Origin of the sequence: Thiospirochaeta perfilievii (assembly GCF_008329945.1) — a bacterium.
Lineage (GTDB): Bacteria > Spirochaetota > Spirochaetia > DSM-2461 > DSM-2461 > Thiospirochaeta > Thiospirochaeta perfilievii.
In genome coordinates this window covers 1,999,127-2,025,650 of record NZ_CP035807.1, presented here as the reverse complement: position 1 = coordinate 2,025,650, position 26,524 = coordinate 1,999,127, and the positions used below count along the sequence as shown (strand labels likewise).

The 26,524-nt window shown below is 32.7% G+C and carries 28 protein-coding genes; 20 read left to right on the top strand and 8 right to left on the bottom strand.

What is annotated here, in order from left to right; all coding sequences use genetic code 11:
- Positions 1–36: 36 nt before the first annotated feature.
- Complete coding sequence (gene arfB, locus EW093_RS09270; protein WP_149568128.1) at positions 37–453, top strand: alternative ribosome rescue aminoacyl-tRNA hydrolase ArfB; 417 nt, start codon at positions 37–39, stop codon at positions 451–453.
- On the opposite strand, the gene trxA is transcribed toward arfB, so the two are convergent.
- Positions 437–754: a thioredoxin gene (gene trxA / locus EW093_RS09265; protein ID WP_149568127.1), complete on the bottom strand. Its 318-nt coding sequence runs from the start codon at positions 752–754 to the stop codon at positions 437–439. The genes arfB and trxA overlap by 17 nt on opposite strands.
- Positions 755–841: 87 nt before the next feature.
- Here trxA and EW093_RS09260 point away from each other — a divergent pair, with 87 nt between their 5' ends.
- Positions 842–1,507, top strand: a complete 666-nt coding sequence (locus EW093_RS09260; protein ID WP_149568126.1) for a SanA/YdcF family protein — start codon at positions 842–844, stop codon at positions 1,505–1,507.
- 3 nt (positions 1,508–1,510) lie between these two features.
- Here the strand turns inward: EW093_RS09260 and galE are convergent, their stop codons facing one another.
- Positions 1,511–2,524 (bottom strand): UDP-glucose 4-epimerase GalE, encoded by a 1,014-nt coding sequence (gene galE / locus EW093_RS09255; RefSeq protein ID WP_149568125.1) that lies wholly within the window; start codon positions 2,522–2,524, stop codon positions 1,511–1,513.
- A gap of 67 nt (positions 2,525–2,591) precedes the next feature.
- On the opposite strand from galE, the gene EW093_RS09250 reads away from it, so the two are divergent.
- The 3 genes from EW093_RS09250 to EW093_RS09240 are packed head-to-tail and all read left to right on the top strand — an operon-like array spanning position 2,592 to position 4,344.
- The gene (locus EW093_RS09250) at positions 2,592–3,059 is read left to right on the top strand and encodes an NUDIX domain-containing protein (RefSeq protein ID WP_149568124.1); all 468 of its coding nucleotides are present in this window, start codon (positions 2,592–2,594) and stop codon (positions 3,057–3,059) included.
- Positions 3,056–3,694, top strand: a complete 639-nt coding sequence (locus tag EW093_RS09245) for a rhomboid family intramembrane serine protease (protein WP_149568123.1) — start codon at positions 3,056–3,058, stop codon at positions 3,692–3,694. The genes EW093_RS09250 and EW093_RS09245 overlap by 4 nt, the downstream gene beginning before the upstream one ends.
- Positions 3,691–4,344 (top strand): hypothetical protein, encoded by a 654-nt coding sequence (locus tag EW093_RS09240; protein ID WP_149568122.1) that lies wholly within the window; start codon positions 3,691–3,693, stop codon positions 4,342–4,344. Before EW093_RS09245 ends, EW093_RS09240 begins: the two co-directional genes overlap by 4 nt.
- Here the strand turns inward: EW093_RS09240 and EW093_RS09235 are convergent.
- Both EW093_RS09235 and EW093_RS09230 read right to left on the bottom strand, forming a co-directional pair.
- Positions 4,341–5,426, bottom strand: a complete 1,086-nt coding sequence (locus EW093_RS09235; protein WP_149568121.1) for a S41 family peptidase — start codon at positions 5,424–5,426, stop codon at positions 4,341–4,343. The two genes, EW093_RS09240 and EW093_RS09235, sit on opposite strands and share 4 nt — an antisense overlap.
- 1 nt (position 5,427) lies before the next feature.
- Positions 5,428–6,225: a DUF481 domain-containing protein gene (locus EW093_RS09230; protein ID WP_149568120.1), complete on the bottom strand. Its 798-nt coding sequence runs from the start codon at positions 6,223–6,225 to the stop codon at positions 5,428–5,430.
- A 62-nt stretch (positions 6,226–6,287) separates the two neighbouring features.
- Here EW093_RS09230 and EW093_RS09225 point away from each other — a divergent pair, with 62 nt between their 5' ends.
- From EW093_RS09225 to EW093_RS09185, 9 genes are all read left to right on the top strand, one after another.
- Complete coding sequence (locus EW093_RS09225; protein ID WP_149568119.1) at positions 6,288–6,827, top strand: GNAT family N-acetyltransferase; 540 nt, start codon at positions 6,288–6,290, stop codon at positions 6,825–6,827.
- Positions 6,828–6,882: 55 nt separating this feature from the next.
- Positions 6,883–7,926 (top strand): phenylalanine--tRNA ligase subunit alpha, encoded by a 1,044-nt coding sequence (pheS, locus tag EW093_RS09220; RefSeq protein ID WP_149568118.1) that lies wholly within the window; start codon positions 6,883–6,885, stop codon positions 7,924–7,926.
- 11 nt (positions 7,927–7,937) lie between these two features.
- Positions 7,938–10,361: a phenylalanine--tRNA ligase subunit beta gene (pheT, locus tag EW093_RS09215; RefSeq protein WP_149568117.1), complete on the top strand. Its 2,424-nt coding sequence runs from the start codon at positions 7,938–7,940 to the stop codon at positions 10,359–10,361.
- A gap of 64 nt (positions 10,362–10,425) precedes the next feature.
- Positions 10,426–11,061, top strand: coding sequence for a hypothetical protein (locus EW093_RS09210; protein WP_149568116.1), 636 nt, complete (start codon positions 10,426–10,428; stop codon positions 11,059–11,061).
- A gap of 79 nt (positions 11,062–11,140) precedes the next feature.
- Entirely contained in the window at positions 11,141–13,342 is a 2,202-nt protein-coding gene (locus EW093_RS09205) for a methyl-accepting chemotaxis protein (protein WP_149568115.1), read from the top strand.
- A gap of 49 nt (positions 13,343–13,391) precedes the next feature.
- Complete coding sequence (locus EW093_RS09200; protein ID WP_149568114.1) at positions 13,392–13,976, top strand: DUF4230 domain-containing protein; 585 nt, start codon at positions 13,392–13,394, stop codon at positions 13,974–13,976.
- On the top strand, positions 13,973–14,281 hold the full coding sequence (locus EW093_RS09195) for a hypothetical protein (RefSeq protein WP_149568113.1): 309 nt from the start codon (positions 13,973–13,975) through the stop codon (positions 14,279–14,281). Before EW093_RS09200 ends, EW093_RS09195 begins: the two co-directional genes overlap by 4 nt.
- Before the next feature lie 107 nt (positions 14,282–14,388).
- Entirely contained in the window at positions 14,389–14,646 is a 258-nt protein-coding gene (locus EW093_RS09190) for a hypothetical protein (protein ID WP_149568112.1), read from the top strand.
- A gap of 37 nt (positions 14,647–14,683) precedes the next feature.
- Complete coding sequence (locus tag EW093_RS09185) at positions 14,684–15,298, top strand: hypothetical protein (protein ID WP_149568111.1); 615 nt, start codon at positions 14,684–14,686, stop codon at positions 15,296–15,298.
- On the opposite strand, the gene EW093_RS09180 is transcribed toward EW093_RS09185, so the two are convergent.
- Positions 15,287–17,560 carry an amino acid permease gene (locus EW093_RS09180; protein WP_149568110.1) on the bottom strand — a complete coding sequence of 758 codons (2,274 nt, stop codon included), beginning with the start codon at positions 17,558–17,560 and terminating at the stop codon, positions 15,287–15,289. The genes EW093_RS09185 and EW093_RS09180 overlap by 12 nt on opposite strands.
- Positions 17,561–17,644: 84 nt before the next feature.
- Between EW093_RS09180 and EW093_RS09175 the strand changes: the two genes are divergently transcribed.
- Positions 17,645–18,259, top strand: a complete 615-nt coding sequence (locus EW093_RS09175; RefSeq protein WP_149568109.1) for a hypothetical protein — start codon at positions 17,645–17,647, stop codon at positions 18,257–18,259.
- Here the strand turns inward: EW093_RS09175 and EW093_RS09170 are convergent.
- The 3 genes from EW093_RS09170 to fusA form a co-directional block, all read right to left on the bottom strand.
- Positions 18,249–18,614, bottom strand: coding sequence for a VanZ family protein (locus tag EW093_RS09170; protein ID WP_149568108.1), 366 nt, complete (start codon positions 18,612–18,614; stop codon positions 18,249–18,251). The two genes, EW093_RS09175 and EW093_RS09170, sit on opposite strands and share 11 nt — an antisense overlap.
- Positions 18,615–18,663: 49 nt before the next feature.
- The gene (locus EW093_RS09165; protein WP_149568107.1) at positions 18,664–19,065 is read right to left on the bottom strand and encodes a hypothetical protein; all 402 of its coding nucleotides are present in this window, start codon (positions 19,063–19,065) and stop codon (positions 18,664–18,666) included.
- Positions 19,066–19,145: 80 nt separating this feature from the next.
- Entirely contained in the window at positions 19,146–21,233 is a 2,088-nt protein-coding gene (gene fusA, locus EW093_RS09160) for an elongation factor G (protein ID WP_149568106.1), read from the bottom strand.
- Positions 21,234–21,397: 164 nt separating this feature from the next.
- On the opposite strand from fusA, the gene EW093_RS09155 reads away from it, so the two are divergent.
- The 5 genes from EW093_RS09155 (at position 21,398) to EW093_RS17315 (ending at position 26,524) form a co-directional block, all read left to right on the top strand.
- Positions 21,398–22,351 carry a DHH family phosphoesterase gene (locus EW093_RS09155; protein ID WP_149568105.1) on the top strand — a complete coding sequence of 318 codons (954 nt, stop codon included), beginning with the start codon at positions 21,398–21,400 and terminating at the stop codon, positions 22,349–22,351.
- A gap of 52 nt (positions 22,352–22,403) precedes the next feature.
- Positions 22,404–23,813: a hypothetical protein gene (locus EW093_RS09150; RefSeq protein ID WP_149568104.1), complete on the top strand. Its 1,410-nt coding sequence runs from the start codon at positions 22,404–22,406 to the stop codon at positions 23,811–23,813.
- Positions 23,814–23,899: 86 nt separating this feature from the next.
- Positions 23,900–25,453 (top strand): Lsa36 family surface (lipo)protein, encoded by a 1,554-nt coding sequence (locus EW093_RS09145; RefSeq protein ID WP_149568103.1) that lies wholly within the window; start codon positions 23,900–23,902, stop codon positions 25,451–25,453.
- Between the two features lie 109 nt (positions 25,454–25,562).
- Positions 25,563–26,240 carry an ABC transporter substrate-binding protein gene (locus EW093_RS09140; protein WP_149568102.1) on the top strand — a complete coding sequence of 226 codons (678 nt, stop codon included), beginning with the start codon at positions 25,563–25,565 and terminating at the stop codon, positions 26,238–26,240.
- Between the two features lie 74 nt (positions 26,241–26,314).
- Entirely contained in the window at positions 26,315–26,524 is a 210-nt protein-coding gene (locus EW093_RS17315) for a hypothetical protein (RefSeq protein ID WP_187759657.1), read from the top strand.

Below are 26,524 nucleotides of genomic sequence, written 5' to 3'. Positions count from 1 at the left end.
AGTGATTTTTACTAAGAGATAACTTACAATACCCCTATGTATACAATTATATTAAGTAGATGGATTGAAAACAATGGCTTATTTAAATTCTCTAGATCAAGTGGGAATGGTGGTCAAAACGTAAACAAGGTAAATACAAAGGTTACTCTTTTTCTAAAAATCTCACAAATAGAGTTTCTAAATGAAAATGAAAAGAGTAGAATTGTTAAATCCCTAGAAAATAGGATCAATAAAGATGGTGAACTTGTTATCTCTTGCGAGGAAGAGAGGAGTCAATCAAAAAACAGGTCAAAACTTATTTATAAAACGGTTCTTTTAATTGAAAAGTCTCTTATTGTAAAAAAGAGAAGAAAACCAACTAAGCCAACTAAGGCTTCAAAAATAAGAAAAATTGAGGCTAAGAAACGCCAAAGCCTCAAAAAAGAACTTAGAAATACTAAAGGTTTTTATTAATCGCTTGCTGAAGAACAGCTATAGGTTGTACACCTGTAAATCGCTCAACAATCTCACCATCTTTTAAAACAAATAGAGCTGGAATACCCATAACTTCAAATTCTTGGGCTAATTCTGGGTAATCATCTGTATTTACTTTAGTAATTTTTGCTTTACCATCAAAATCTCCTGCTAATTTATCTAATGTAGGAGCTATTGCTCTACATGGGCCACACCATGGAGCCCAGAAGTCTACTAAAACAACTCCACTTCCTATCTCTTCTTTAAAATTATCTTTATCTAAATGTTTAACATCTCCCATTTAATGAGCCTCCTAATAATAAGTACTACTATCAAGATAGTAAATTATCTATATAACGTCAATTAAAGTTGCTAGATATAATGTATAATGAGTGATAACCTATATATAATGACTATAAAAAAGATATATAAAATTATATTCATAACAGTTTTTATTTCAGCAATAGTATTAGTGGGTAGCCTGTTCTGGATTTATAATTCTACAAAGGAGTTTATATATTCAGACATGGAGAATATTCCCCATAATAGTGTTGGACTGGTCCCAGGTTGTAATAAATATATAAGTAGTGGAGTTATTAACCAGTATTACACTCAGAGAATAAATGCAGCCTACAATCTTTTTATTAATAACAAGATTGACTATATATTAGTTAGTGGGGATAACGCCCATGCTAGTTATGATGAACCTAGACAGATGAGAAACTCTCTGTTAGAACTAGGAATTCCAAATGAAAAGATATTTTCAGATTATGCTGGTTTTAGAACTCTAGATACAATAGTTCGGGCAAATGAAGTATTCATGTTAGATAAATTTACTTTTATTTCTCAGAATTTTCAAAATCAGAGGGGAGTATTTATTGGGAGAAATAAAAGCCTTAAAGTTATAGCCTATGACGCTAACAATACAGGCCAAAAAGACAGTTTTAAAACAGAAATAAGAGAGATATTTGCTAAGATTAAAATGCTTTTAGACCTGTATATACTAGATAAAGAACCTAAATTTCTTGGAGAAGAAATAGTTATTGTTGACTAAAGATTAAGCCTCATATCCATTTGGATTATTTTTTTGCCATCTCCAAGTATCAATACACATATCTTCAATATTTTTTGTAGCTTTCCAGCCTAACTCCTTAAGGGCAAAACTAGGTTCAGCATAACAAGTAGCAATATCCCCAGGTCTTCTATCCTTAATAACATAAGGAACCTTAACACCAGAAGCAGATTCAAAAGCTTTAACAACATCTAAAACACTATACCCAATACCTGTTCCAAGGTTGTATATTACAACTCCGGGCTTAGCCTCTAGTTTTTCTAGTGCTTTTAAATGACCAGCTGCAAGGTCTACGACATGGATATAATCCCTAACACCTGTTCCATCTGGTGTATCGTAGTCATCCCCAAAAACAGTAAGCTCCTTCCTTTTTCCAACAGCCACCTGGGATATATATGGTACTAAATTATTTGGAATTCCGTTTGGATTTTCTCCAATTAAACCACTCTCATGGGCTCCTATTGGATTAAAATATCTTAAAATTGCAACATTAAAACTACTATCGGCAACATTTAAATCCTTTAGAATCTCTTCTAACATTAATTTAGTCCTACCATATGGGTTTGTTGCACTAAGTTTAGACTGCTCTGTTATAGGTATAATTTCTGGATCTCCATAAACTGTAGCACTGGAGCTAAAAACGATATTTTTAACACCAAATTCTGACATTATTTCACATAAAATAAGGGTTCCTGTAATGTTGTTATGATAGTAGTAGAGGGGTTTTGAGACAGACTCTCCAACAGCTTTTAGCCCTGCAAAATGTATAACGGAATCAAAATTATGCTTAGAAAAAACATCCTTAACAGCATCCCTATCCAATAGGTCACCTTCATAAAACGTTATCTCCTTCCCTGTTATCTTCTTTACCCGACTTAGAGACTCTTTTGAACTATTTACCAGGTTATCAAATACAACAACCTCATTACCTGCTTCTAATAACTGAACTACTGTATGGCTACCAATATATCCGGCACCACCTGTAACTAAAACTTTCATTAAATACCTCTTAGGTAAAATAATATCCTTTCTTGTCATTAGGTACAATAAACACTATATTTATTTTATGAATAAATTTCCTATAAGAACAGCAACAAAGGCGATAATTATTAAGGAAGGGAAGATCCTTTTAAATAAGTATAACAATGGTAAAAACATCTGGTATACCTTCCCTGGAGGTGGTCAGGATCATAATGAAGACCTTAAATCGAACCTTAAAAGAGAGTGTCTTGAGGAGATGGGGGCAGATGTAGAAGTTTTAGACGTCCTATTTGTTAGAGAGTTTATTGCTGATAACCATAACCCGTCACCAAGCAGAACTGGGTACCATCAAGTTAATATAATTTTTGAGTGTTATCTTATTGATGAAAATTTTGTAAAACCTTCACAACCAGATCCTAACCAAATTGGTGTAGAGTGGGTCAAGATTGATGAGTTATTAAATTACAACCTCTACCCTCTATCTATTAGAAAAGATATTATTGAGCACTATACAGGTAATAATAATAAGATTTATTTAGGAGAGACAGATTGAACCTAGAAACTAAAAAAAATTATAATTTAAGCTTTTTAATTATTATTATAAATATTATTGTTTTTTTCTTATCCCTGATTTTATATAATATGGAGATTATTCGTTTAAATCTATATTTAGGATTAAACCCTACTCTTTTTGTAGAATACAAACACTACTGGACACCTATAACATATATGTTTGCCCATGGAAATATTAGTCATCTATTTTTTAATATGTTTGCCCTATTTATTTTTGGACACTCCCTTGAACAGAAGATGGGTTCAATACCATTTATAACATACTACTTTGTTACTGGGGTTTTAGCAGGACTATTTAGTCTGCTTTTATACTGGTTTTTTCATATAAATGTTCTCTTAATTGGTGCATCTGGAGCTATATATGCCCTACTTTTTGCCTACGCTGTTTTTTACCCAAATAGAAAGCTCTATTTCTGGGGAATTGTACCAATAAGCCCCCCTGTTTTAATATTAATCTATACAGCAATAGACCTCTATTCCCAAATTTTTGGGTCAACAAATATTGCCCATCTAACACACCTGTCAGGATTATTATTTGCTTATCTATTTTTTAGACTGGTCTATAAAATAAACCCTCTGTTTATATTTATGAACTATAAAAAGTTTACTAAATGATAAAATTTAGATCTTTACTTATATTTTTATTTCCTTTCTCACTATTTGGTAATAATAGCTTTATTGATGGAGTGTTTGTTCACCCTGTAAGCAGGTACTTCGATATGGACATGGAGGCAAATAACAGTGAGTTTGAGGTTGAAAAAGAGTTTATAAATGACATTATAGAGATTGTTTCAGGTATGATTTATGGCTGGAAGTTCACCTATATACCCTCTGATATTAAAAGAGAGATTAAGGAGGAGTTTGTTTTAGAACCTATTGCGTTAATAAAATTAGGTGACCCAAATATGAGTTTTAGAGATAACTGGGTAAAAGATTATATTATGTATCAAAATATAGTTTACAGGCTTTCTGATTTTCAAAAAAAACGTATAGCTAGCTGGAATACAGCAACAACCCCTGACTCCTACGGAGAAGGCGAAGAGTCTATCTTTCTTGAAAAAGGGAAGTCCCTATCCCTAGAATATGCAATAAAAGACTCGATTAAACGTGAATTTCAGTCTAGGGGTAAGGATAAACCTAGAATAATAGAGGGACAGGTTCTACTAAAAGAGAACCCTAGACTATTTATTAATGCAGGGATGTATACAACCCAGGTAGAGACTCTAATACTGTACAAAAACATATTAGATTATAGGTATCACTAATAACTATCTATCCATAAAATTGCTCTATCAATAATCTCATCAATTTCATTGCCTAAAATATCAACTGCTGAAAAATCTACCGGAACACCATTTTCATAATTATTAACTTCATCATCATAACCTGTGGCATAACTAGGCATAGCTATATTTGAGGAGAAACGGTATCTCCAGCCATTAGGAAGAGTCCCCCCCACAGGTAATCCCATACCACCCCCAGTATCCTGGCCAATCTGTTTCACATTTGGGTAGGATTTAAAAGCAGTTGCGGTAAAAGATGCAGCGCTATAACACCCCCTATTTGTTAAAAGGGCAACAGGACCCTTATATCCATTGGGATTTGTTGTAATAGTAAATGGAACAGTAACCCCAAGAGTCATTGCAAGAGAGTCTATTTTTGTATACCTATCTATACCATCCCGTCTCCACACTTTTAGGGCTTCCTTTGTCTGGGAAGTTTCATCATAACCAAAATAACTAACTAGAGTTATAGCATTTAAAAGGTTACCCCCTCCATTACTTCTAATATCTAGAATTATTCCTTCAACATTTTCACCATAAAATCTCTTTAGAATATAGTCTTCTATTTGGGAGCTAGAAATTCGGTCCATAAATGATCCATAGTAGATATAACCATAACTCTTTCCTCCCCTTTGAATAATTCCGTGTTTTAAGGAGTCAACAAAAACAGGATTATCATTTAAATAATTATATTTAATTACCCAACTATTATAGTTAGAATTGAAATCGATATCTGATTCATCTAAAATTATTGAGTATGCAGAGGAATGTGAAAATGGAGCAATTATATTGGTATGACCATCTTTAAATTCGTTTACAAACTTTGAAAATGATAAAAAGAACTCTTCCTCTGTCTGATTATTTGTAATTTCATTTTCTAAATAATAGCTTCTCCTAGATTCTATATCTATATTCTTTAACTCTGTAAAAACATAATGATTCTTTAACTCATCACAAAAATAATTAAAAGTTGAGATATGATCAGAGTCATATTCATTATCGATATAAGGAATATTACATGATAGTATTAAAAGAACAGCTAAAAAAGTTATAATTTTATTCATGTTACCTTACCAACCTTTTAACAACAGAGATACCAATACTATTCTCCCCACTAATAACTTTATTGTTATCATCAAAAACTGAAAAAACAGAGTGTTTATACTCTAACTTTAAACTCTCTGTTCTAGATATATCTAACTCTCCATAAAGGGTTAACTTCATATCACAATAGTTACCAAATGTTGAGACTTGAACCTCTGGAAGAAAATCTTTATTATATCCGTTTCTTCCATAATCCACCCCAAATATAAATGTGGAATAACCGAGACCAAACCGTACTGTTTCCAATAACTTGTAAGTTATATTCCCATCTAAACCACTGTTTAAGGCAAATAGAGACTGCATCATTATATTATCGATTCCCGCATAATAACCGATTAGGGAGTCGAGCTTTACATATGGACCAATATCAAAACTTAAACCCGTTATAGGAGAATCAAATTTAAAATTGTACCCTAAACCAAAATTACCCTGAAGCTTAAAGTTGGAAAAGAGATCATTAGAAGAGAAGTTAACAGATGGATCTAATAGAGAGATATCAACACTATTCTCATACTTAAATATAGATCCAAGAGACTCCTTTTTACTAGTAATATTAGAAAGTAGCCCGAATGAATCAAAATAGTTTGGGGATATGGATAAATTCTGATGTTTACCCCAGGATATTGATGTTGTAGAGATAGAAACATCCCCTGTGTAATAGAGGGGTTTTTCAGTATTTGATAAGGGGTAGTCCAGAATTCCCTTTGCTCCTAAAAAAGATGTCGTAATTAATAGACTTATTAATATTATTTTTTTCATTTTTAAATCTTATTCCTTTATTTATTCCTTATCAAGAAGAATAAAAAATATATAATAATAGAATGATAATTAGAAATGCAGAAATAAAGGATAGAGAGAGTTTAGAAGAGATATGTTTTAATACCAGAACTGGCTCTCTTTTAAATGTAGAAGACAAAAAGGGTTTTACATACAGATGGGTTACAAACTATGTGGAAAACTTTATTGATTTTTGCTTTGTGGCGGAGGATAATAATGAAATTATTGGCTATATAGTTTCTACTCCAAATACAGAAAAACAAGAGGAGCTGTATTACAATAAATCAGGTATTAATATTATTAGAACTATAACAGTTTTAGAGAACCTTTTAGAGGAGTACCCAGCCCATCTCCACATTAATTTAACTTCTAAAACCAGAGGTAAAGGAGTTGGTACAAAACTTATAGAGTCTATGGAGAACAAGTTAATTGAGAGTGGAATAAAAGGTGTACATCTAGGAGTTATGGCAGATAATGAGATTGCTTTCAGTTTTTATAAAAAAAACGGCTTTAATGTGATAAAAAATCAGATTCTTGACAACAATCAAGGCTCTGTCCTATTTATGGGTAAAATCCTTGCATAAATCTCCTATAAAAGGTATGAATTTAAGCTTATATTAATGAATTATGAGGAATGTTATGTTAGAAAAATTAGATGATTTAATGTCTGAATTCCAAACTGCCCTTTCTGCTGTTATAACTAAACCGGAGTTATTTGACTTAAAAGCAGAGTATGTTGGAAAAAAAGGAAAAGTTAGTTCAATATTAAAATCATTAAAAGATGCAACAAACGAAGAGCGTAAAACAGTTGGAGCAAAAACCAATACCATAAAGGAAGCAATCCTTAAAGCTATCGATGAAAAAGTTGCATTAATTGAAATAGAAGAGATAAATGCTAAATTAGAGAAAAACTGGCAGGACATAACTTTAAATGACATTATAAAAGAGAATGGTTTAAATGCTGCAGGTTATCATCCAGTAACTCTTGTACAAAGAGAGATCGAAGATATCTTTATCTCTATGGGTTTTGAAATTTTAGATGGTCCTCATATCGAAGATGAATTTCATAACTTTGAAGCACTTAATATTCCCAAAAACCATCCAGCAAGGGATATGCAGGATACTTTTTGGTTTAAAGATATGGAACACCTACTTAGAACTCATACATCAACTATTCAAGTTAGAGGAATGGAGAGTCATAAACCTCCATTTAAATTTGTTGGTCCTGGAAAAGTTTTTAGATGTGAAACCATGGATGCCTCCCACGAGATGGTATTCCACCAATTAGAAGGTATGATGGTTGGAGAGAATATCTCAACTGCAAATCTAATTTTCTTTATGAAAAAACTTCTTTCTGAAATCTTTAAAAGTGATATTAACGTTAGGTTACGACCGGGATTTTTCCCCTTTGTTGAGCCTGGTTTTGAGTTAGATATAGAGTGTCTTATCTGTAAAGGTAAGGGTTGTTCCGTTTGTAAACAGGTTGGTTGGGTAGAGCTACTACCATGTGGTATGACCCACCCTAAAGTTTTAGAAGCTGGTGGTATAGATACAACTAAATATAATGGTTTCGCCTTTGGTTTAGGTTTAGATAGATTAGTTATGATGAGATATATGATCGATGATATTAGGCATATTCATAGTGGTGATCTTAGATTTAGCGAACAGTTTAAAGAGTATTAAGGGGCGAAAACATGAAAATTTCAATTGATTGGATAAAAGATTTTGTTAATTTACCAGATATAAGTGATAAAGAGTTATCAGAGAAATTTACACTTGCAACATGTGAAGTTGAAGGTGTGGAGAAAACAGGAGAACTACTAAACTCAGTCTCTATAGTTGAGGTTGTAGGAAAAGAGAAACACCCAGACTCTGATCACCTAAATTTAGTTACTTTTAAAACAAACGACTTGGATATTAAACAGGTTGTTTGTGGTGCTCCTAATGTAGAAATAGGAATTAAAGTACCATTTGCTCCTATAGGCACATCATTCCCTGACGGTTTTACTCTTGTTCCTAAAAAAATTCGAGGAATAATGAGTGAAGGGATGTTATGTAGTGAGACAGAACTTGGTATTGGCTCTGATGACTCAGGATTAAAAGTATTTCCTAATGATGCTCCAGTTGGCAAAACTCTTGGAGAATACCTAGAAGTTAAACAGAATTTAATTCTTGATATAGATAATAAATCAATAACCCATAGACCTGACCTTTGGGGGCATTATGGAATGGCAAGGGAGTTTTCTGCTGTTTTTAACACCCCCTTAAAAGACTCTTTTGGTACACAGTGGATAGAGCAGATCAAATCTAAAATGACAGATGAGACTGCTCCTGTTACAGTAAAAGTAGAAGAGGGAACAAACTGCCTAGGGTATAAGGGCTTAACTGTAGAAGGAATCAAAGTAGAAGAGAGTCCTTTATGGTTAAAACAGAGACTTCAGGAGTGTGAAGTTAGATCTATAAATAGTATTGTAGATATCTCCAACTATGTAATGTTAGAACTTGGTATGCCAAACCACATATTTGATTTTGATAAAATTGAAGGTGGTGAAATAATCATTCGAACAGCTGGCCAGGATCAAAAATTTGTAACATTAGACGAAGAAGAGAGAGAATTATTAGCTAAAGATACTGTAGTTTGTGACTCTAAAAAGCCATTAGTTATAGCAGGTATTATGGGAGGCCTTGAGAGTGGAGTTACAGAGAATACAACTAAGATTTTTATTGAATCTGCAAACTGGCAGGATGCTGAAGTAAGAAAGACATCCACAAGGTTAGGTTTAAGAACAGACTCTTCACAACGTTATGAAAAATGTCTAGATACCACTATGACAGAGAGAACAATCCTAAGGATATTAGAGTTAGTATTAGAGTTAAACCCAGATGCAAAGGTAGTTGGAGATATTCAATCTGATGGTATAATAAAAAAAGACGACTTAAACATTGATATTACTGTTTCCCATATTAACTCGGTATTAGGAGAAGAGCTTACTTCTGAAAAAATTACTGGAATACTAGAGAGTTTAGACTTTAAAGTTACCGGTAGTGGGGAAAAACTAAGTGTTCTAGTTCCATCATATCGGGCAACAAAGGATATAGAGTTTGAGTGTGATATTATTGAAGAAATTGGTAGAATTATTGGCTATGATAATATTGTTCCAGTCTCCCCATTAAATGAAACATCTGCAGTAAGACTATCCTCTGCTAAGGTTTTACAAAGAAAAATTCAAGATATTTTAGTTCTACAGGGAAGATCATTAGAGATAATGACAAGCCCACTAATTAGTAAGAAATTACTAGAGAGAGCGGAATGGGATACACTAAACCAGAACCTGGTTCTTGCAAATGCAATGAGTACAGATAGGGAAAGAATGCGTCCATCATTGGTTCCTAGCATCCTAGAGTCAGTAGCCCTTAACCAGAAACATTATAGTAAGTTTGGTATGTTTGAACACGGTAGGGCTTACCTAGAAAATGATAAAACATTCTCAGAAGAGAGAACCCAGGTAGTTTTAGCCTACTTCGATAAAAAAGAGTCTCGATTTTTAGAAGCTAGAAATGTTTTTGAGAGCATGATGAGTTTTACAAAGATTCCGTATCAAATGGAACAGGCTAATCCTAAATTCCCAACACCTCTACTTCCTACAAACTGGAAGGGGATACACCCCACAGAGCAGTTAGATATTAAGGTTATGGGTAAGGTTTCTGGTACAATTTTTACTGTTCATCCAATAATTTTAAGAAATTTCAAAATTAAGGGAAATCTTGTTTTAGCTGTTTTAGATTTAACAGATATTCAAGATAAACCACTTAAGGATAAAACAAAATATACACCACTATCTAAATTCCCTTCATCTACTTTTGACTGCACCGTTGAAGCTGACCTTAAAACACCAGTTGCTGATGTTGTAAGTGCTGCCAAAAAACTTAGATCAAAGGAGATTGAGTCTATAAAGGTTGTAGATGTATTTACACCTAAGGATAGTGATAAAAAAGGTGTTACAATACGTATTGTTTTCCATGATAAGGACAAAACATTAGATGGAGAACTTATTAAGGGCTTAGAGGATAAACTTCTAAAAACCCTTGAAAAAGAGGGATTCCCACTAAAGGTTTAACGATATAAGGTGTAGAGCTACTCTACACCTTTTTTTATTTTATAAAATTATATAGAATAAATCCATGTTATATGTATTAGATAAATTTAGAGTATGTGAAGATATGGACTTTGAGAATCAGGGCGCCATTGTTGGGTTAATGAAGGATGTTGTTACTTACTTAAAAGAAGATAAAATTCCAAATGAGAAGTATACAATAGATAATTTAATTATATATATGAACTCCTTAGTGGAGCTTCAAAGAGAAGAGGATATTGTAAAAAACTCATGGAGTGTCTCTCCTGAGCCACAAAATACCCCAGTTGACGAAGAGGTAGACTTCCACTTTTTTCCAACCTATCTTGGAGTTGCTGCTCTCTCTCTTTTTAAACAAAAATTCCCAGATGAGTATTCAAAGATTAGTGGTGCTGATAAAGCTCTTAAAAATGGAATGAAGTACGCAGTCTCCAAAAAATTTGCAGGGTTTGGTTTTAATTCAGACTTTCAAAGACTAGAAGCAGTGATTCTTTTAAGTAAGGGTATGGTTGCTGAACTTCTAATAAAAGAGCCCCAGTTTTGTCCAGAGCTTTTAGAAGAGTTAAAACTAGTTCTTGCAGACGTAGTTGAAGCTGTTAAAAATAAAAAAATTGTAAACGAATTTGGAGTAAACCTAGGAAATGAGTATAAGGCAATACTTATTGGTTTAGACTGCCTTAAATAGAAAATAGTACCGGGAATAACCCTCCCGGGAAATTAAAAAATTAGCTTGTATCAACGCCTCACCATGTATAATATATAGTATGAAAAAAAATATGTATATAATTCTAATATTACTAATAATATCAACTAATCTTTGGTCACAAAACCTAATAGATTCCCAGTATAAAATAAACTATTCTGAACTAAACCCAGGGAAATACCTGGAAACAAATTGGCAAAACTGGCAAAACTGGGATGGAATAAGCTTCAGCGGGGATAAGTCAAATTTTAATAGAATGATAACCTTAAAAAACAGTTTTAACGTACCAAGTGAGTTAAATAACAAACTACTAGGTTTATCAATTGAAACAACTCCATATCCAGTAAGAGTCTATATAAACAACTATCTTATACTTCAATCAGGGAGTATTGAAGATAGACCAATTGCCAATGGATTTACCTCTGATGCCCAACTTATTTCACCAAATATACTAAAAAAAAGTGGAAACCAGATTACTGTAGAGATCTACCCCTATGGCTATCTTGTTCCATTTAAGAACCTGGTAGTATCTACATACCAGGAAGTTTCACGGGCAAATTTCTGGAAAAACTTTTTCAGTTCTTACCTAATACGAGCAATTAGTGTAATTGGATTTTTAATGTCCTTATACTTCTTGTTTCTATATATTACTGCGGATAGTAAAAAATTCAGTTTCATACTCTTTTCACTACTAAACTTTTCACTAATGTTAGCCTATGCAGAGATTTCACTAGCATATAACTTTGTAAATGAGCTAACAATTATGAAAATTAGTAAAATTGGTTTCTTGTTAGCCGTAACTTTTTTAATGAATTTTGTAATAGAGTATACAAATACCAAAAGATTTAAAAAGACATTAATATACTCTACATCTATATTCTCCATAGTTTTTATTATTATAGTTATAATGCAAAAAAGCAGATTTGCTGTGGATAATATACTATCTATTATGACTGGATACTACTTCCCTATAGTGGTATTAACAACCCTTTTTATTACTGTTGTTGCATCAATTAAGACAAAAAGAAGGGATATCATAATTCTTCTTGTGGCTTTCCTACTATTTGTAGGAACAATATTCCATGATCTTATATATGTAGTAATAAACGAGATTCCATACACCTACCTTATTCCCTACGGTTTTATAATCTACATTTTAGCCATGTTCTTAAATATTACTAACGAACAGAATAAAATAGCAAAGAAGAGCAAAAAACAGGCAGAGGACATAAAAAAAATTAACAGTAGCCAAATTGAAATGATTGAAGGAATTAAAACAATCACATCAATTATAAAAGAGTCAGAATTAGATCTAAAAGAGAAGATAAACCAATCAACACAGATAATAACTGAAAACAGTTCTACAAATAAAAAAGTAACAAAAGAGATTAAAGAGCAAGTAAGCAATATAGAGAAAACCCTACCTGTAATAAAAATTCAGTTAGGAAATTCTATAGATGAAATTTTAGAAGCTGTAATTAGCCAAACAGAGTTCGCTATCAATATAGAAAAGACATTAAATACTATAACCGAGAAGATGAATAAAAATCAGAAGAATATTGATGATACCCATAAAAAATCTTCCAACCTAAGCTCTATTGCAGAGAGTAATAAGGCAACAATAATTAACTCTTCTAATGCTGTTAAAACAATACAGGAACATGCAAAAGTGATAAGTGATGTCCTAGAAGGTATAATGGATATTTCTGAAAGGACAGATCTTTTAGCAGTTAATGCTGCAATAGAGTCTGCCCATGCTGGGGATGCAGGAAAGGGTTTTGCTGTGGTTGCAAATGAAGTAAGAAATCTCTCTTCCCAATCTAAAACCCAGGTTGAAACAAGTAGTCAAAAATTAGCTGCAATGGGTAAAGCGATACAAGAGACTTCAGACCTCTCAATCCAAGTAGAAAGAGGTCTCTTTGCAATAATTGATGAAGCTTTAAGTAGCTCTAGTTTAATGGATATTACTAGACTAAATATTGAAGACCAATATAAAGAGACCGCTTCTCTTTTAGCCTCTATAAAAACCCTAGTAGATGAGACTTCTACGATTAAAATATTATCAGAGTCAAATAAAAGTATAAATAATGATGTTCAAAATACACTTATTAAGTTTAAAGATATGTTAGAATCGACCTTTATCTTAATAGAATCCCAAGAAGAACAGATAGAGAATTTGAGGGAGACAATAGCTTCTATTGAACGACTTTTTAAAAAGAGTTCAAGCCATAGCCAAGAGTTAAGCCTACTATTAAATAATTAGAATAAAAAAGATGATTTCATTCTAATAATAATCGGTTATACTTAATAAAATGAAGAAGATTCACATAATAATAATCACTATATCTATAATACTCCTTATAATATTTGTAACTTTAAGAGTTAAAAGTTATAGGGAGAAAAGAAGTAAGGATCTAATATTTAGTAAAATTGAACAACTTCAGCAGCTGGTTACTGCAAAGCAGATATACAGGGAAGTAATATACTCTAAAGAGACTAAGGATTTTTTATGGATTCCCTTGGCAAATAAAGAGTTTCTCTTTGCATTAGATTATACAATTACAGCGGGTATTGATATAAATAAAGGTTATACCGTTACAAATAAAAGTGGTTATAAACTCATAACCCTGCCTAAGGCTGAAATTTTTTCCATTGATGCAGATGATACCTCTATTAAAGAGTACTTTACTAAACAGAGGTTCTCTACCCTTAATAAGGATGATTATTTCCTGCTTATACAAGAGTCCAAACAGAGTATTATAGAGGGTGAAAGTATAAAACGTCTACTTTATGAGAGTGAAAGTAGTGCTAAGGAACTTTTAAAAAACCTTCTAGAGATCTCAGGAGAAGCTGTTGAAGTTGAATTTTCCAATAGTGTATTAAGGAGTTTAAATTGAAAAAATACCTTATTTCAACCTCAATAATAATCTTTGTTATTATTCTCTTTTTAACTGTTCCAAGTCTACAAGACCTTAACATAAACCCCTTTCAAAGGAAGAGTCTAACCCTTAGGAGTATGCAGAGTATTCAAACCATAAAAACTTCATGGTTTAAAAGTACAAGTTACTCCTACAAAGCCCTATTCCCCTATGATTTTTTAATTGGTGACCCTAACTGGGGGAATATACTATATAAAAACAGTAAATTCCTCTCTGATTCAGAGAGAGTAAATAGAGATTTTTTTATGAGTGTAAAGATATAGGAATAGACTTAAGCAGGGATAAATACTTTTTTATAATACAAGTTGAAGCTACAGCTGGTTTTGATATAAAGAGATATCTTCAAAACCCAATAATAAATGCAAACGAGGTGAACCGAAGATTAATTTTAAATGAACCAGAAAGTGAAATTATCAATTTAGAAGTTCTAGATGAACTTAGCCAAGACAACTACCCACAAATAGACCTAACTCCTGGTCAGTGGAAGAGTTTAATAACCCTAATACTTCCTAGAATTCAGGATAGAATTATTGATAGAGGTCTACTAACCTCTTCTACAGAGTCAAATAAAATATTTTTAGACAAGATATTTTCATCCTTAGGCTGGGAAAATATAGAGTTTAAATAAACTTGACTATGGAAGAAAAACCATAGATTATTATGTTATGAAACCTTTTTTAATATTAATACTATTAACTATATCAATAAATATATTTTCTCTAGATGAGCCATTTGTAGAAATTTATCAAACCCATGATAATGGACTATACGGTAGATCAGAGGATAGGGACATGCTACTCTCTATAAAAGAGTCTGTTTTTGTTAGATTCGAGACCTTAAAGGCTGAGCAGGAGTATAATTTCCTTACAGGAGTTGTATTAAGTTCAACAACTGTAAACAACCTAGAGAGTATGCTTCAGGGAAAAAACTCTGTTCAAGTAGGTTTTATTAAAATTTCCAAGTTTGAGAATGTCTATACAATCGAGGATGACAACTTATTTCTATCCTTTAGTTTCTCTGTGGAAAAACCAACCGATGAGATAATAAGTGTAATAGAAAATCACTATAAAAACCTTCCGGAAGTTTTAGAGAGTGTGAAAAATCACTATTTGGAAAACTATGTTATTCGAATTCACTCTGCAGAGAATATTCTAAGACCAGAAGCTAAAGAGATAACCTATGATGAAGCCCTTATTATGGCAACAATCATAGGGGATAAAGAGCAGTGGTTATGGGGAATCCACAATGGAAGGGACTACTTAAAAGAGCTACTCTTCTAATAAATTAATCTGATGGGATGCCTTAACAAAGAGAACAGGTGGTAGTGAATCAAATGCATCAACCTGTTTCTCAAAGCTATAGAGCATATTTTGGAAAATATTTCTCTTCTCCATTGTCTCCTTTTTAGAATCTGGAAGGCCTATCATTATTAAGTTGGCATCTTTAGATACGTCTCTAATAGTTTCAAGAATATCCCTATTATCCCTTGGGAGGATTAAAGGAGATCCGGTTAACCTAGCTTTTGTAATTAGTGTCACTAAATCAATTTTTGCCTGAGACATCTGATCATCCCCATCAATTTTTCTTATAATTCTAACATTAGTTTTAATTTTTCCTGCAAGATTTGATCTATGAATAATATAAGATATTAATGCACTTAAATTACCATTAGCTGTACCACGCCACCAAACATCAATATTATAGTCAGTATATACATTCCGTGCCGATTTCCAGGAGAAGTATGGATTATCCTTGTATAACATTAAATTCATCTGGGATTTATTAACAACTTGGTCTATAACACTCTCCCAGTTTATTTTATTATCGTACTGGAGTAGAACACTATTGGTACTAATATTACTATAGTCTCCAGATTGTATAATACTATTAACAGCCATAGTTAGCTCACTTTTATTATTAACAAGAACCCTGTGTACAGGCTCCTCAAGCCCTCTTCGAACCTCTTTTAGTACATCATTACTACTTGTTGTTATTAAGTGGGATGTAACCAATCCTTGATAACTTGCAATCATCTCTCCAATGCGTAAAACCGCATTATTTACATCATCATTATTCCCACCAAAAGCAAAAACCTTAACAACAGGTCTCCAGTTTTTAGAACCTTGAACTATTCTTCTTAATTTACTAGTTAAAAAGCCAGCTAACGAGAAGATAACTCCCCACCAAACACCCTCTACTTTATTTTTTGATTTATATTTAAGTATTAATAAAAATAGAATAATCTGGAAAAAGCCTATTCCTAAACCTATAAAAATACTTACAGGTGGATTAAATATTATCATAACAATGGAGCATACAAGAAAACCATATAAAGATATAAGCCAATGCCCCTTAGATGCGGGTCTAAAACTTGGATTTCTTGAAACTCTCTCTAAAAATGCGGCAAGATTAATCCATCCATAAACAGCTAAAAAGGCAATACCTACAATTGCAGAAATAGTCTCAGTTCCACCACTAAAAATTACACCGGCACCTAATAATCCTGTCAAAATGACAGCAATTCTTGGCTCACTTCCCCCTTTAAAAATATCTTTTTTTAAGAAGTTCATTTTTTTAGGAAGCAAGTTATCATCCATTATAGCAAATAGAGTTCTAGGACCTGTCATAAAGTAGCTTAAACCACTAGAGGATGTAGCCACAAGGATTCCAATAAAAACCAATACAGCAGTAATAGAACCACTCTCAATACCTAAAACTGTGGTTAACGGGTTGTTTATTAATAGATCTGGATCCATTAATGAAAATGTAAAAGCTGATAATAGGTAAACAATAAGACCAATAAAAATGGCACTAAAGGTTCCAGTAACTATGCTTTTTTGAGGAGTCTTAAGATCCCCACTCATTCCTACACCAGCTCCAATTCCTGTTACTGCGGGGAAAAAAGTTGTAAATACTAAAACCAAAACAATTAAACCAGACCCACCTGTACCCAAAAAGTTTATACTACCGGTAAAAACAGATGATGAGACACCAAAAATGGGGGATATCAATATAGATATTACAGACATAAAAAGAATTACTAAAATGCCTTTTTGAAGTTTTATTGTAAAATCAGCTACAATAAACACAATAACAAAAAATACAATGTATATAGCTAATGCTATTATTTGCTGTTGTCTTTGTGCATCAGGAAACATTTGGATAAAAAAGGAGAAATAGGGGCTTGAGGCGATTATTGGTTGTAATGGTTCTGCAAAACCCGTTGAATAAAAGGCTATAGAAGCCGCCTGGGCCAAATATAACTGTATACCTATACTTCCACCTAACGCAATACCTAGTGACTTTCTAACCAGGGCATACATCCCTCCTGCACCTATCTTGTTAAGGTTTGTTGCACAGTCAGACAGAGAGAATGCTGTAGAAATTGTTACTGTATGGGCAAACAATATTATAATTATCATTTTTATTAGCCCAGTTTCAGCAACCTGCTTAGGAAGTATTAAAAAGAGAACTGTACCTAGGATAGCCTCAATACTTGGAATAAATACACCTTCGAATGTACCAAATTTCTTTTTTTTCATATGAAGACATTTTAATACGTAATAAATATAAATTCAAAGTATTAATAGATTGATAATAGATGTAAATTAACCATAATTAAATATATGAGATACTTTACAATACTACTACTACTTTTTTTATTATCTTCTTGCTTATCTGTGCAAAATGAAACTACAGGGACAGTAAATTACCGACTTTTTGAAATTCAATATTTTACCAATAAAAAAGTTAACTATATACCAAATATTATTAGTAAGGCGTACCTTGTTAAAAATTTAGATACAGATAAAAACTATATACAGTATAAACTTAGTGATAATAGTATTAACTTATTAGAAGAGGAGTTAAGCACAAAATTCCCAAAACTAGAAATAGATGAGCTGTTTTTTATACAAGAACTAGAGTATGAACAACAAAAATCAATAATAACTATTGTAGAAAGTAAGAGTGATTATATAATAAATGGTAAAAATAGTGAGGATCTTTTAAAAAAGATAAATGACTCTCTATTAACATTGAGACTAGGGGAAGGTGAGGGTCTATTTACTATTATCTATAGAAAATGGAATCCTAATATATTAGAAGTTATGCCATTCCCCGTAATACAACCTGGGGATTCATTTAACCTGGAGGTTACCGATAATATAGTTGTATTAACGGGTAATAAATTTATAGTGAAACTATTAGATCATGGTAATCATGAGTGGTTTAATAGATAAAACTAAGGTATTTTCTTAATAAACCTTCTAATCTTTTATATAAAATTGTACCAGATATTAAACCTAGAGTATTTGAAATACCATCGGCAATAGACATATCCCGATAGGGTAGAGTTCCCTGTATATATTCGATAGTCAATCCAAAAATTAGACTAAAAACTAAAATAACATAGGAGATTCTCTTATTTAAAATAGAAAAACATATGGTAAAACCAAGGGTCCCATAGGCGATAAAGTGGTATAATTTATCAATATTGTTAATAATAGGAGGCTTACCTGAAGGTGTTTTTAAACTTAAATAGAGTATAGCTATATATAATATAAATAATGGGATAAGTCTTAATGTCTTTTTCATATAAAAAATACTTTACTACTTTTAACATAAAAGTTTAACTAGGTTTGCTTTAAAAACTATTAATAAGTTTTACAAACCTCTTTTTAAAATAAGAGAGCCCCCTTGCATATTTGTAATCACCTATCTCTATCTTATCCCCAATAATACTTATTTGCTTTACTCTATCTTTAAAAATAAAATCAATAGAAGTCCTTGTTGATAAAAAGTCGTGACTATCCTTAATCTCAATACTATTAGCATCTATAAACTTTAAATAGCTTAATACCCTATCTATACTCTCTCTATCCCGAATATAAATTTCTGTGTAGGGTGTTCTCTCATAGTAGTTCTCATATTTGGATATTTTGATATATGTTGTATTTTTTAACATAAAACTACTATGTATAGAGTTACAAGAGAGTGAAGTCATTACAAAGATAGGGATGATAAGGCCTTTTAATTTAAAAGTCATACTTAATTATACTCTAAAATTAAAAGATTAATAAAAAAAAGGACACCCGAGAGTGTCCTTATATATCTAAAAAATAAAACCTAGTTATTAGATTTTTTCTCTTCTTCGTATTTTCTCATTAACTCATCAGAGATACCCTTTGGAACTGGTGCATATTTTGCAACTTCCATTGAGAATTCAGCTTTACCTTGAGTTGAAGATCTTAAAACTGTTGAGAAACCAAACATTTCACTTAATGGAACTTCAGCTTCAACAACACAGCTACTTCCCTCTTCAGATGAACCTAGGATCATACCACGTCTCTGGTTAACTAAACCAAATAGGTTACCTTGGAACTCTGCAGGACCTTCTAATGTTACCTTCATAATTGGTTCAAGGATACATGGGTTTGCCTTCATATAAGCTTCTTTAAATGCACCTCTAGCTGCAATTTGGAAAGCTTTATCAGATGAATCCACTTGGTGATATTGACCATCGTTAATAGTCATTTTAATACCTTCAACAGGGAAACCGATTAAGTGCCCCTTAGTCATAGAGTCTTGGAAACCCTTATCACAAGATGGAATATACTCTGTAGGAATAGATCCACCTTTGATCTCATTTACAAAAGTATAGTTTTCTTCTGTATTAGGCTCCATAATACCAGCTACTCGACCATATTGACCAGAACCACCAGATTGTTTTTTATGAGTATAGTTAAACTCAGCCGGCTGAGTAATAGTCTCTCTATAAGCTACCTGAGGAGCACCAGTTTCAACAACTGCACCGTACTCTCTCTTCATTCTTTCGATATAAACCTCTAAGTGAAGCTCACCCATACCAGAGATGATAGTTTCGTTAGACTCTTTATCAACAAATGTTCTAAATGTTGGATCCTCTTTAGTAAATCTATTTAATGCTTTTGCCATTTTGTCAGAAGCGGATTTATCAACAGGGTTAATAGATAGAGAGATAACCGCATTAGGAACATACATTGAAGTTAATGAGTAGTTTAAGTCTGGGTGACAGAATGTATCACCAGAAGCACACTCAACACCAAATAGGGCTACAATATCCCCAGCTTGAGCTTCAGTAATATCTTCCATGTTATTAGAGTGCATTCTTACTAGTCGACCAACTTTAAACTTCTTCTGAGTTCTAACGTTGATTAGTTCTCCACCCTTTTTAAGCATACCTTGGTATACACGTACATAAGTTAACTGTCCAAATTGACCATCTTCAAGTTTAAAACCTAATGCAACAGTTTTTGCATCATCTTTAGACTCAAGAACAACTTCTTTCTCTTCGTTATCTAGGTCTAAAGCAACGTTTTCAACATCAGTAGGACAAGGTAGGTAGTTAGTAACACCATCTAATAGAGCTTGAACACCTTTGTTTTTATATGCAGAACCAACAAATACTGGACATAACTCTAATGCTAATACACCTTTTCTAATTGCAGCGTTTAACATATCAGAAGGAACATCTTCACCTTCCATCATTAATTCCATAATATTATCATCGAACATTGAAGCAGCGTCTAATAACTCTTCTCTCTTCTCGTTAGCTTCATCTAGTAAGTCAGCAGGAATATCTTCTACTCTAACTCCGTGTCTTTCGTCAGCGTCGAAGTAGTATGCCTTCATTTCAACTAAGTCGATAGCACCTTCGTGTTTCTCTTCAAGACCTATAGGAACTTGGATCATAACAGCATTTAAGTTTAACTTCTCTCTTAACTGATCTTTAACTTTATATGGGTTTGCTCCTGTTCTGTCACACTTATTAACAAATGCAACTCTAGGAACTTTATATCTTTTTAACTGTCTATCAACAGTAATTGATTGTGATTGAACACCAGCTACTGAACAAAGAACTAAAATACCACCATCAAGAACACGTAGAGATCTCTCTACCTCAATTGTAAAGTCAACGTGTCCTGGAGTATCAATAATATTAATTGGAGTATCTTTCCATTGAACACTTGTTGCAGCAGAAGCAATTGTAATACCCCTCTCTTTTTCAAGCTCCATGGAGTCCATTGTTGCACCAACACCGTCTTTTCCTCTTACTTCGTGGATAGCGTGGATCTTGTCACAGAAAAATAAAATTCTCTCTGTAAGCGTTGTCTTACCAGAATCGATATGTGCACTGATTCCGATATTTCTAAGTTTACTTAATTCATATGCCATTTTAAAACACAACCTCTCGTTTATTTATCTTATTCGATTTAATAAAAATCTAAATATATATATGTAAAGTATTTCGGATTATACATTTACAGCCCTCTTTCTGCAAGACCCATAAGCGATACTATAGAAACTATTAACAGAATTTTGATATAATAAACGATATTATGATCGATAAATTGATAAAAGAGTTAATAAAAAGCGAAAAAAGAGTGTTTATTCAAACCCATGATTTCCCAGACCCAGATGCAATAGCCTCTGCATTTGGATTACAAACTTTTTTCTCAATATTTAATATCCCCTCTACAATAGTCTATTGTGGAGAGATACAACGAGACGCTTTAAAAAATATGATAAGTAGTCTCGATATAAAAATTTACAACTCCCAAGATATCGAGGTTTTAAAAGAAGACTTAATAGTTATTGTAGATGGTTGTAAGTGGAGTAAGAATGTAACGGATCTTCCAGGTTTTGAAATAGCTGTTATCGATCACCACATAGTAAAAGAGCCAGATGATGTTCCATTTATACAGATAGATGAGGAGAGAGGCTCCTGCTCTACAATAATTACAACTTACTTTATGGATAAAAACATCTCAATCCCCCAGAACAGTGCTACAGCGTTAAAAATTGGAATTAGCAGAGACACTGATTTATTAACAAGAAAGGTAACTCAAGTTGATGTTGATGCTTATCACTATCTATACCAATTTGCCAATAACGAGTTAGTAAACACCTTGTTAAGAAACAATATACAACTCTCCGACTTTGAATTTTTTAACCAAACAATAAGCTCCTTAAGTACAGATGACGGAATAGCTTGGCACTACTTTGAAAATGGCTGCGAAACCAATTTAATGGGAATATTAGGAGACTTTATCCTCTCCGCCCAGGAGATTAAGCTATCTATTCTCTTTGCTAATAATGATGGTTCTATTTCTATATCTATTAGAAATGAAAACCCATGTTGGAACGCTGCCGATGCAATTAGAGTAATAACAAAATCAATTGGGGCAGGTGGGGGACACAAGGAGATGGCTGGTGGTGTAATTTTTAAAACTTCAGATTTCTCCTTAGAAGACTCTATAAAGAAGGTTTTACTTAACTTACATGTTAAATAGTTTGATAAGGTTTTTACCATTAATTATACCAATTATAGCAATCCCTATAATAATGAGACTTATAATTGCTCCAATAATCCTTTTTAGATTAAAAAGAAAATATATTAAAGACTTAACTTCCACCATAAAAGATGGTTGGATAGATGACCGAGACTTAGAAGCGATTGAGTATTTAAAACAACACGCATGGAAGGGTTTAACAACACCTTTTGTTATTTCGTACAACTTTATATTCCTAAAAGAACAGGTAAAAACACTATTTGTAGATATAACAAAAATTTATAATGATGATAATAACTATGAAATTAATCTTAAATTTTCAATTCAAAAAATCCTAGAGGCCCTATACCTTCTATTTGATGACGCCCATAAGGATTTAAAGATTCTTGGGATTTATAAAATCCTAGAAAGACTACCTGTAAACCTATTTCTAAGAATAACAAAACTTAACAGGTCTATTAAATTTATAACTCAAAATAAAATAATAAGAATTTTGCAAAAGTACAGAATAACAACAAAGGTTTTTCGTCTTATTTTAACACCTTTTTTAGGGATTCCAATTATTATATCCCAACTAATATTTTCCCTACTCTACTCCACTCTATTTGAAGGATATTTAAGGTTTATTTACGGTTTAATTTTAATAAAAGTAGGATATTATACTATCTATTTATACTCTGATAGAAATAGCTCTCTGCATAAAAGACTTCAATTTAGCCATAAAGAGATAATCAAAAAAGGTAATATTATTGAGAAAAATTTTACAGAGTTCAATAATAGGTTTATTTTTACCAAACAACTTGAAGGTGCTCTTAAAAGCCTTGAGAGAAGTCTAATTGAAGCCCATATTATGCCAAGTAAAAAGACAACTAAAGATGTTGATCGATTTGACAGAGTTTTAAAAAGGCTCTCTAATACACTTAAAAACACTGTTGATTCGGAACTTAACTATAACAAGCAGAGCAACTTTGATTTCAAACCTCTTCTTGGAATAATTAACAATATTGGAAAAGTCTATTTTCCAAACTCAAATCAACCTATTTACAATTTACGAGTAAAAGAGTTTCTCGAGCTAGGCTATTTTGTTACAACGGTTTCACTAAAAAATATATACCTAATTCCTACATCGAAACAGCTCCTAGATAGAATTCCTGTAAAATTTGTATTTGATATATCAGATTTTGTTGTAGACAAAAACCTTAAAGAGTATATTCCCAAGATTAAGTATGGAAGCAGGGTTTTAAAGAGCATTCAAAGTTACTACTGGGCAACAAGACTTGTAGTTAAAAGAAGCAACCCTGTAGTTTTTGCTGCCTCCTTTGTAACACCAATACTATTTCAACAACTACAGGACAGTATTAAAGAGTACATATTTAATATTAGTGGTCTACTACTAATTGACTCCTACGAATCCACACTATTAAAGGATAAAACTAATAAGATAAATGATATTTCTTTATGATTTAGTAACATTTCTTATGCAAACTTGGGTTTTATTGTATATAATGGAGGTAGGAAATATTAAATTAAATAATAAGGAGACAAGGAATGATTAAGAAAATATTATTAATTATATCATTATTTTTTATGTCTTTCAGTTTAATAAGCGCTCAAGATCTCGATATGGCAACAATATTAGAAATGCTAAGTGACGATGACGCTCTATTGGCTCAAGATATTACACAATTCCAAGCCATTTTAAGCGACACTACAGAACTAAAAGATGAGAATAATGAGCCCATACTAGATGAAAATGGTGAACCATTAACAGCTGGAGCTCAAATAAGCTCAATTATTAATGAGCAGATTGAGACCTTAGTAGCAGAGGGTGTTATTACTGAAGAGCAAGCGACTTTAACAACTAATGTTGTAGATTCTGTAAAAAATGCAACACCTGATGCTGATGGGAAAGTTACCCTAGGACAGGCGATAGATGACTCAGGAACAACATTAACTGAAATTTCAGACTCTATAGCATCATCTATTGCAATTATGGCTGCAGAGGAACTTTTTTCTTCGGATCCTGCAATGGAAGAGTCTATAATGGAAGGTTTGAACACTCTTAAAGGGGTATTAAATACTCTAACTAAATTTGGTCAAGCCAATGCCCAGACCTCTATTTCATCATCCCTTTATGGTCACCAGGGTTACAATCTATTTGCAGCGTCTTTAGGTGTAACAGGTTCTATAGCATCAGACATGGATACTGTTGGTACAATTTTTACCCTAATGGATTCAGCCGATGCTGAGGCTCAACTAATGGAAGAGCTTAAAAATGAAGGCTTTAAGGCTGGTGTTTCCCTCCAGGCAATTAGTGGTAGTTTAGGGTTAAATCTAAGCTGGTTGGTAGACAGACTTTATGCTGGTGTTGTTTTTGGATCATCTAATGCAAAAATATCCCCTGAGATTGGACTGGGAATTGAGGTAGCAAATAACCCAGTATACGACAACGTTAATATAGCTAAAGATATTATAGCTGAATACAATTTAAATGGTAGTGTTTCTACAAATATATTTGGAATAACAGCAAACTATCAACTAATAAAGCCTAAGGGGATCCCTGTTCTTTTTAGATGGAACGGTATTAGTGTTGGAACAGGAGTAATAAGCAACTCTTTTGATATAAATGTACAAGCGGATCTAAGTTCCCTATTAATGGATATGGCTGGAAGTGAAGCAGCAATAACAGTAGAGCCAGGAACCTATGTAGGAACATTTATTGTAGAAAGTAATGCAATTTCTATCCCTATGGAAATCTCCACAGGAGTAAGGTTCCTATCAATGATAAATGTAAACCTTGGAGTTGGTGCCGACCTTAAGTTTGGAAACTCTGATGTTAAGTTCTACTTAGATGGTAGTTCTGCAGAAACTATTGGAACTAAAATAGTTACAAACTTAATGGATGAAATGTTTAAAAAAGCTGATATGAACTTCCCATATACAAACCCACAAAACATAGACCTTGTAAATCTTAAAGCTATGTTAGGAGTCGGTATCGGACTAGGCCCAGTATCCTTTGACTTAAACTTTGCTGCTTTTGCATCTCCTGATATTCAGGATATAGGTTTAACATTTGGAGCAAATCTAGTTTTTAGAATATAATATCCAAAATATACGTATATGGCTGTTGCAAAAATATTATATTGTAACAGCCTTTTTTATTTATAAAAATTTATATATATTAAACATATACTAAATAGAAGGAATAAAAATGAAAAGAATCTTATTTGTTTTAGGACTATTTTTAACTCTGACTACAGGTATATATTCTAAGGATATAGAATCTGTAAAAGTTGCTGCACTAAAGGGGCCTACAGGGCTTTCTATGGTTAACTTAATCCATAGCAATGATAATATCGATGGAAAACAAGAGGTTGAATACTCAGTTGTAAATACACCTGACCTGGTTATTTCAGGGCTACTATCTGGCTCCTATGATATTGCAGCACTACCAACAAATCTGGCGGCAATTATATATAATAAAAAACCTGACTACGTATTAGGTGCAATAACAGGTTACGGAACCCTATATGTTGTTAGTAGCCGTGATGATATTAACTCTTGGAGTGATTTAAGGGATAAAAAAGTTTATAACATAGCAAGATCATCAACACCTGGTTTTCTATTTAACCACCTACTAAACAGTAATAAAATAGACCCAAATAGTGATATTGATGTAGACTTTAAATATAACCACGTCCAGTTAGCGCCAATGTTAATAGCTGGAAAAGTTGACACAGGGATACTACCTGAGCCCCTTGTTACAAGTGTCTTATTAAAAAACCCTAAAATGAAGGTAGTATTAGACTTCCAAAAAGAGTACTCAAGAATCTCTGGCAGTGACTCATCTTACCCACTATCCTGTGTAGTAATTAAAAAAGTCTGCTAGAGAGCAACCCTCAGTTTGTATCAGAGTTTTTAACAAAACTTGAGTCTTCAATAAATTGGGTAAAAGCTAATCCTATGGAAGCGGGACAAAAAGGTAGCGAGGTAGGCCTTGGAGTAACAGGACCCCTTGTAACAAAGGCTATGCCTAGGCTAAACATCGGATTCAAAAACTCAACTGATGGGAAGGATGAACTAAACTCATATTACCAGATACTGTTTAATAACGATGTTAAGTCTGTTGGCGGTAAAATACCAAGCGTTGACTTTTATATGGAAGAAAAATAG

Bases quoted from the DNA above. Each gene is read 5' to 3' on its own strand.
- arfB (WP_149568128.1), top strand. From the start codon at position 37: ATGTATACAATTATATTAAGTAGATGGATTGAAAACAATGGCTTATTT.
- trxA (WP_149568127.1), bottom strand. From the start codon at position 754: ATGGGAGATGTTAAACATTTAGATAAAGATAATTTTAAAGAAGAGATA.
- EW093_RS09260 (WP_149568126.1), top strand. From the start codon at position 842: ATGAGTGATAACCTATATATAATGACTATAAAAAAGATATATAAAATT.
- galE (WP_149568125.1), bottom strand. From the start codon at position 2,524: ATGAAAGTTTTAGTTACAGGTGGTGCCGGATATATTGGTAGCCATACA.
- EW093_RS09250 (WP_149568124.1), top strand. From the start codon at position 2,592: ATGAATAAATTTCCTATAAGAACAGCAACAAAGGCGATAATTATTAAG.
- EW093_RS09240 (WP_149568122.1), top strand. From the start codon at position 3,691: ATGATAAAATTTAGATCTTTACTTATATTTTTATTTCCTTTCTCACTA.
- EW093_RS09235 (WP_149568121.1), bottom strand. From the start codon at position 5,426: ATGAATAAAATTATAACTTTTTTAGCTGTTCTTTTAATACTATCATGT.
- EW093_RS09230 (WP_149568120.1), bottom strand. From the start codon at position 6,225: ATGAAAAAAATAATATTAATAAGTCTATTAATTACGACATCTTTTTTA.
- EW093_RS09225 (WP_149568119.1), top strand. From the start codon at position 6,288: ATGATAATTAGAAATGCAGAAATAAAGGATAGAGAGAGTTTAGAAGAG.
- pheS (WP_149568118.1), top strand. From the start codon at position 6,883: ATGTTAGAAAAATTAGATGATTTAATGTCTGAATTCCAAACTGCCCTT.
- pheT (WP_149568117.1), top strand. From the start codon at position 7,938: ATGAAAATTTCAATTGATTGGATAAAAGATTTTGTTAATTTACCAGAT.
- EW093_RS09210 (WP_149568116.1), top strand. From the start codon at position 10,426: ATGTTATATGTATTAGATAAATTTAGAGTATGTGAAGATATGGACTTT.
- EW093_RS09205 (WP_149568115.1), top strand. From the start codon at position 11,141: ATGAAAAAAAATATGTATATAATTCTAATATTACTAATAATATCAACT.
- EW093_RS09200 (WP_149568114.1), top strand. From the start codon at position 13,392: ATGAAGAAGATTCACATAATAATAATCACTATATCTATAATACTCCTT.
- EW093_RS09185 (WP_149568111.1), top strand. From the start codon at position 14,684: ATGAAACCTTTTTTAATATTAATACTATTAACTATATCAATAAATATA.
- EW093_RS09180 (WP_149568110.1), bottom strand. From the start codon at position 17,560: ATGAAAAAAAAGAAATTTGGTACATTCGAAGGTGTATTTATTCCAAGT.
- EW093_RS09175 (WP_149568109.1), top strand. From the start codon at position 17,645: ATGAGATACTTTACAATACTACTACTACTTTTTTTATTATCTTCTTGC.
- EW093_RS09170 (WP_149568108.1), bottom strand. From the start codon at position 18,614: ATGAAAAAGACATTAAGACTTATCCCATTATTTATATTATATATAGCT.
- EW093_RS09165 (WP_149568107.1), bottom strand. From the start codon at position 19,065: ATGACTTTTAAATTAAAAGGCCTTATCATCCCTATCTTTGTAATGACT.
- fusA (WP_149568106.1), bottom strand. From the start codon at position 21,233: ATGGCATATGAATTAAGTAAACTTAGAAATATCGGAATCAGTGCACAT.
- EW093_RS09155 (WP_149568105.1), top strand. From the start codon at position 21,398: ATGATCGATAAATTGATAAAAGAGTTAATAAAAAGCGAAAAAAGAGTG.
- EW093_RS09150 (WP_149568104.1), top strand. From the start codon at position 22,404: ATGAGACTTATAATTGCTCCAATAATCCTTTTTAGATTAAAAAGAAAA.
- EW093_RS09145 (WP_149568103.1), top strand. From the start codon at position 23,900: ATGATTAAGAAAATATTATTAATTATATCATTATTTTTTATGTCTTTC.
- EW093_RS09140 (WP_149568102.1), top strand. From the start codon at position 25,563: ATGAAAAGAATCTTATTTGTTTTAGGACTATTTTTAACTCTGACTACA.
- EW093_RS17315 (WP_187759657.1), top strand. From the start codon at position 26,315: ATGGAAGCGGGACAAAAAGGTAGCGAGGTAGGCCTTGGAGTAACAGGA.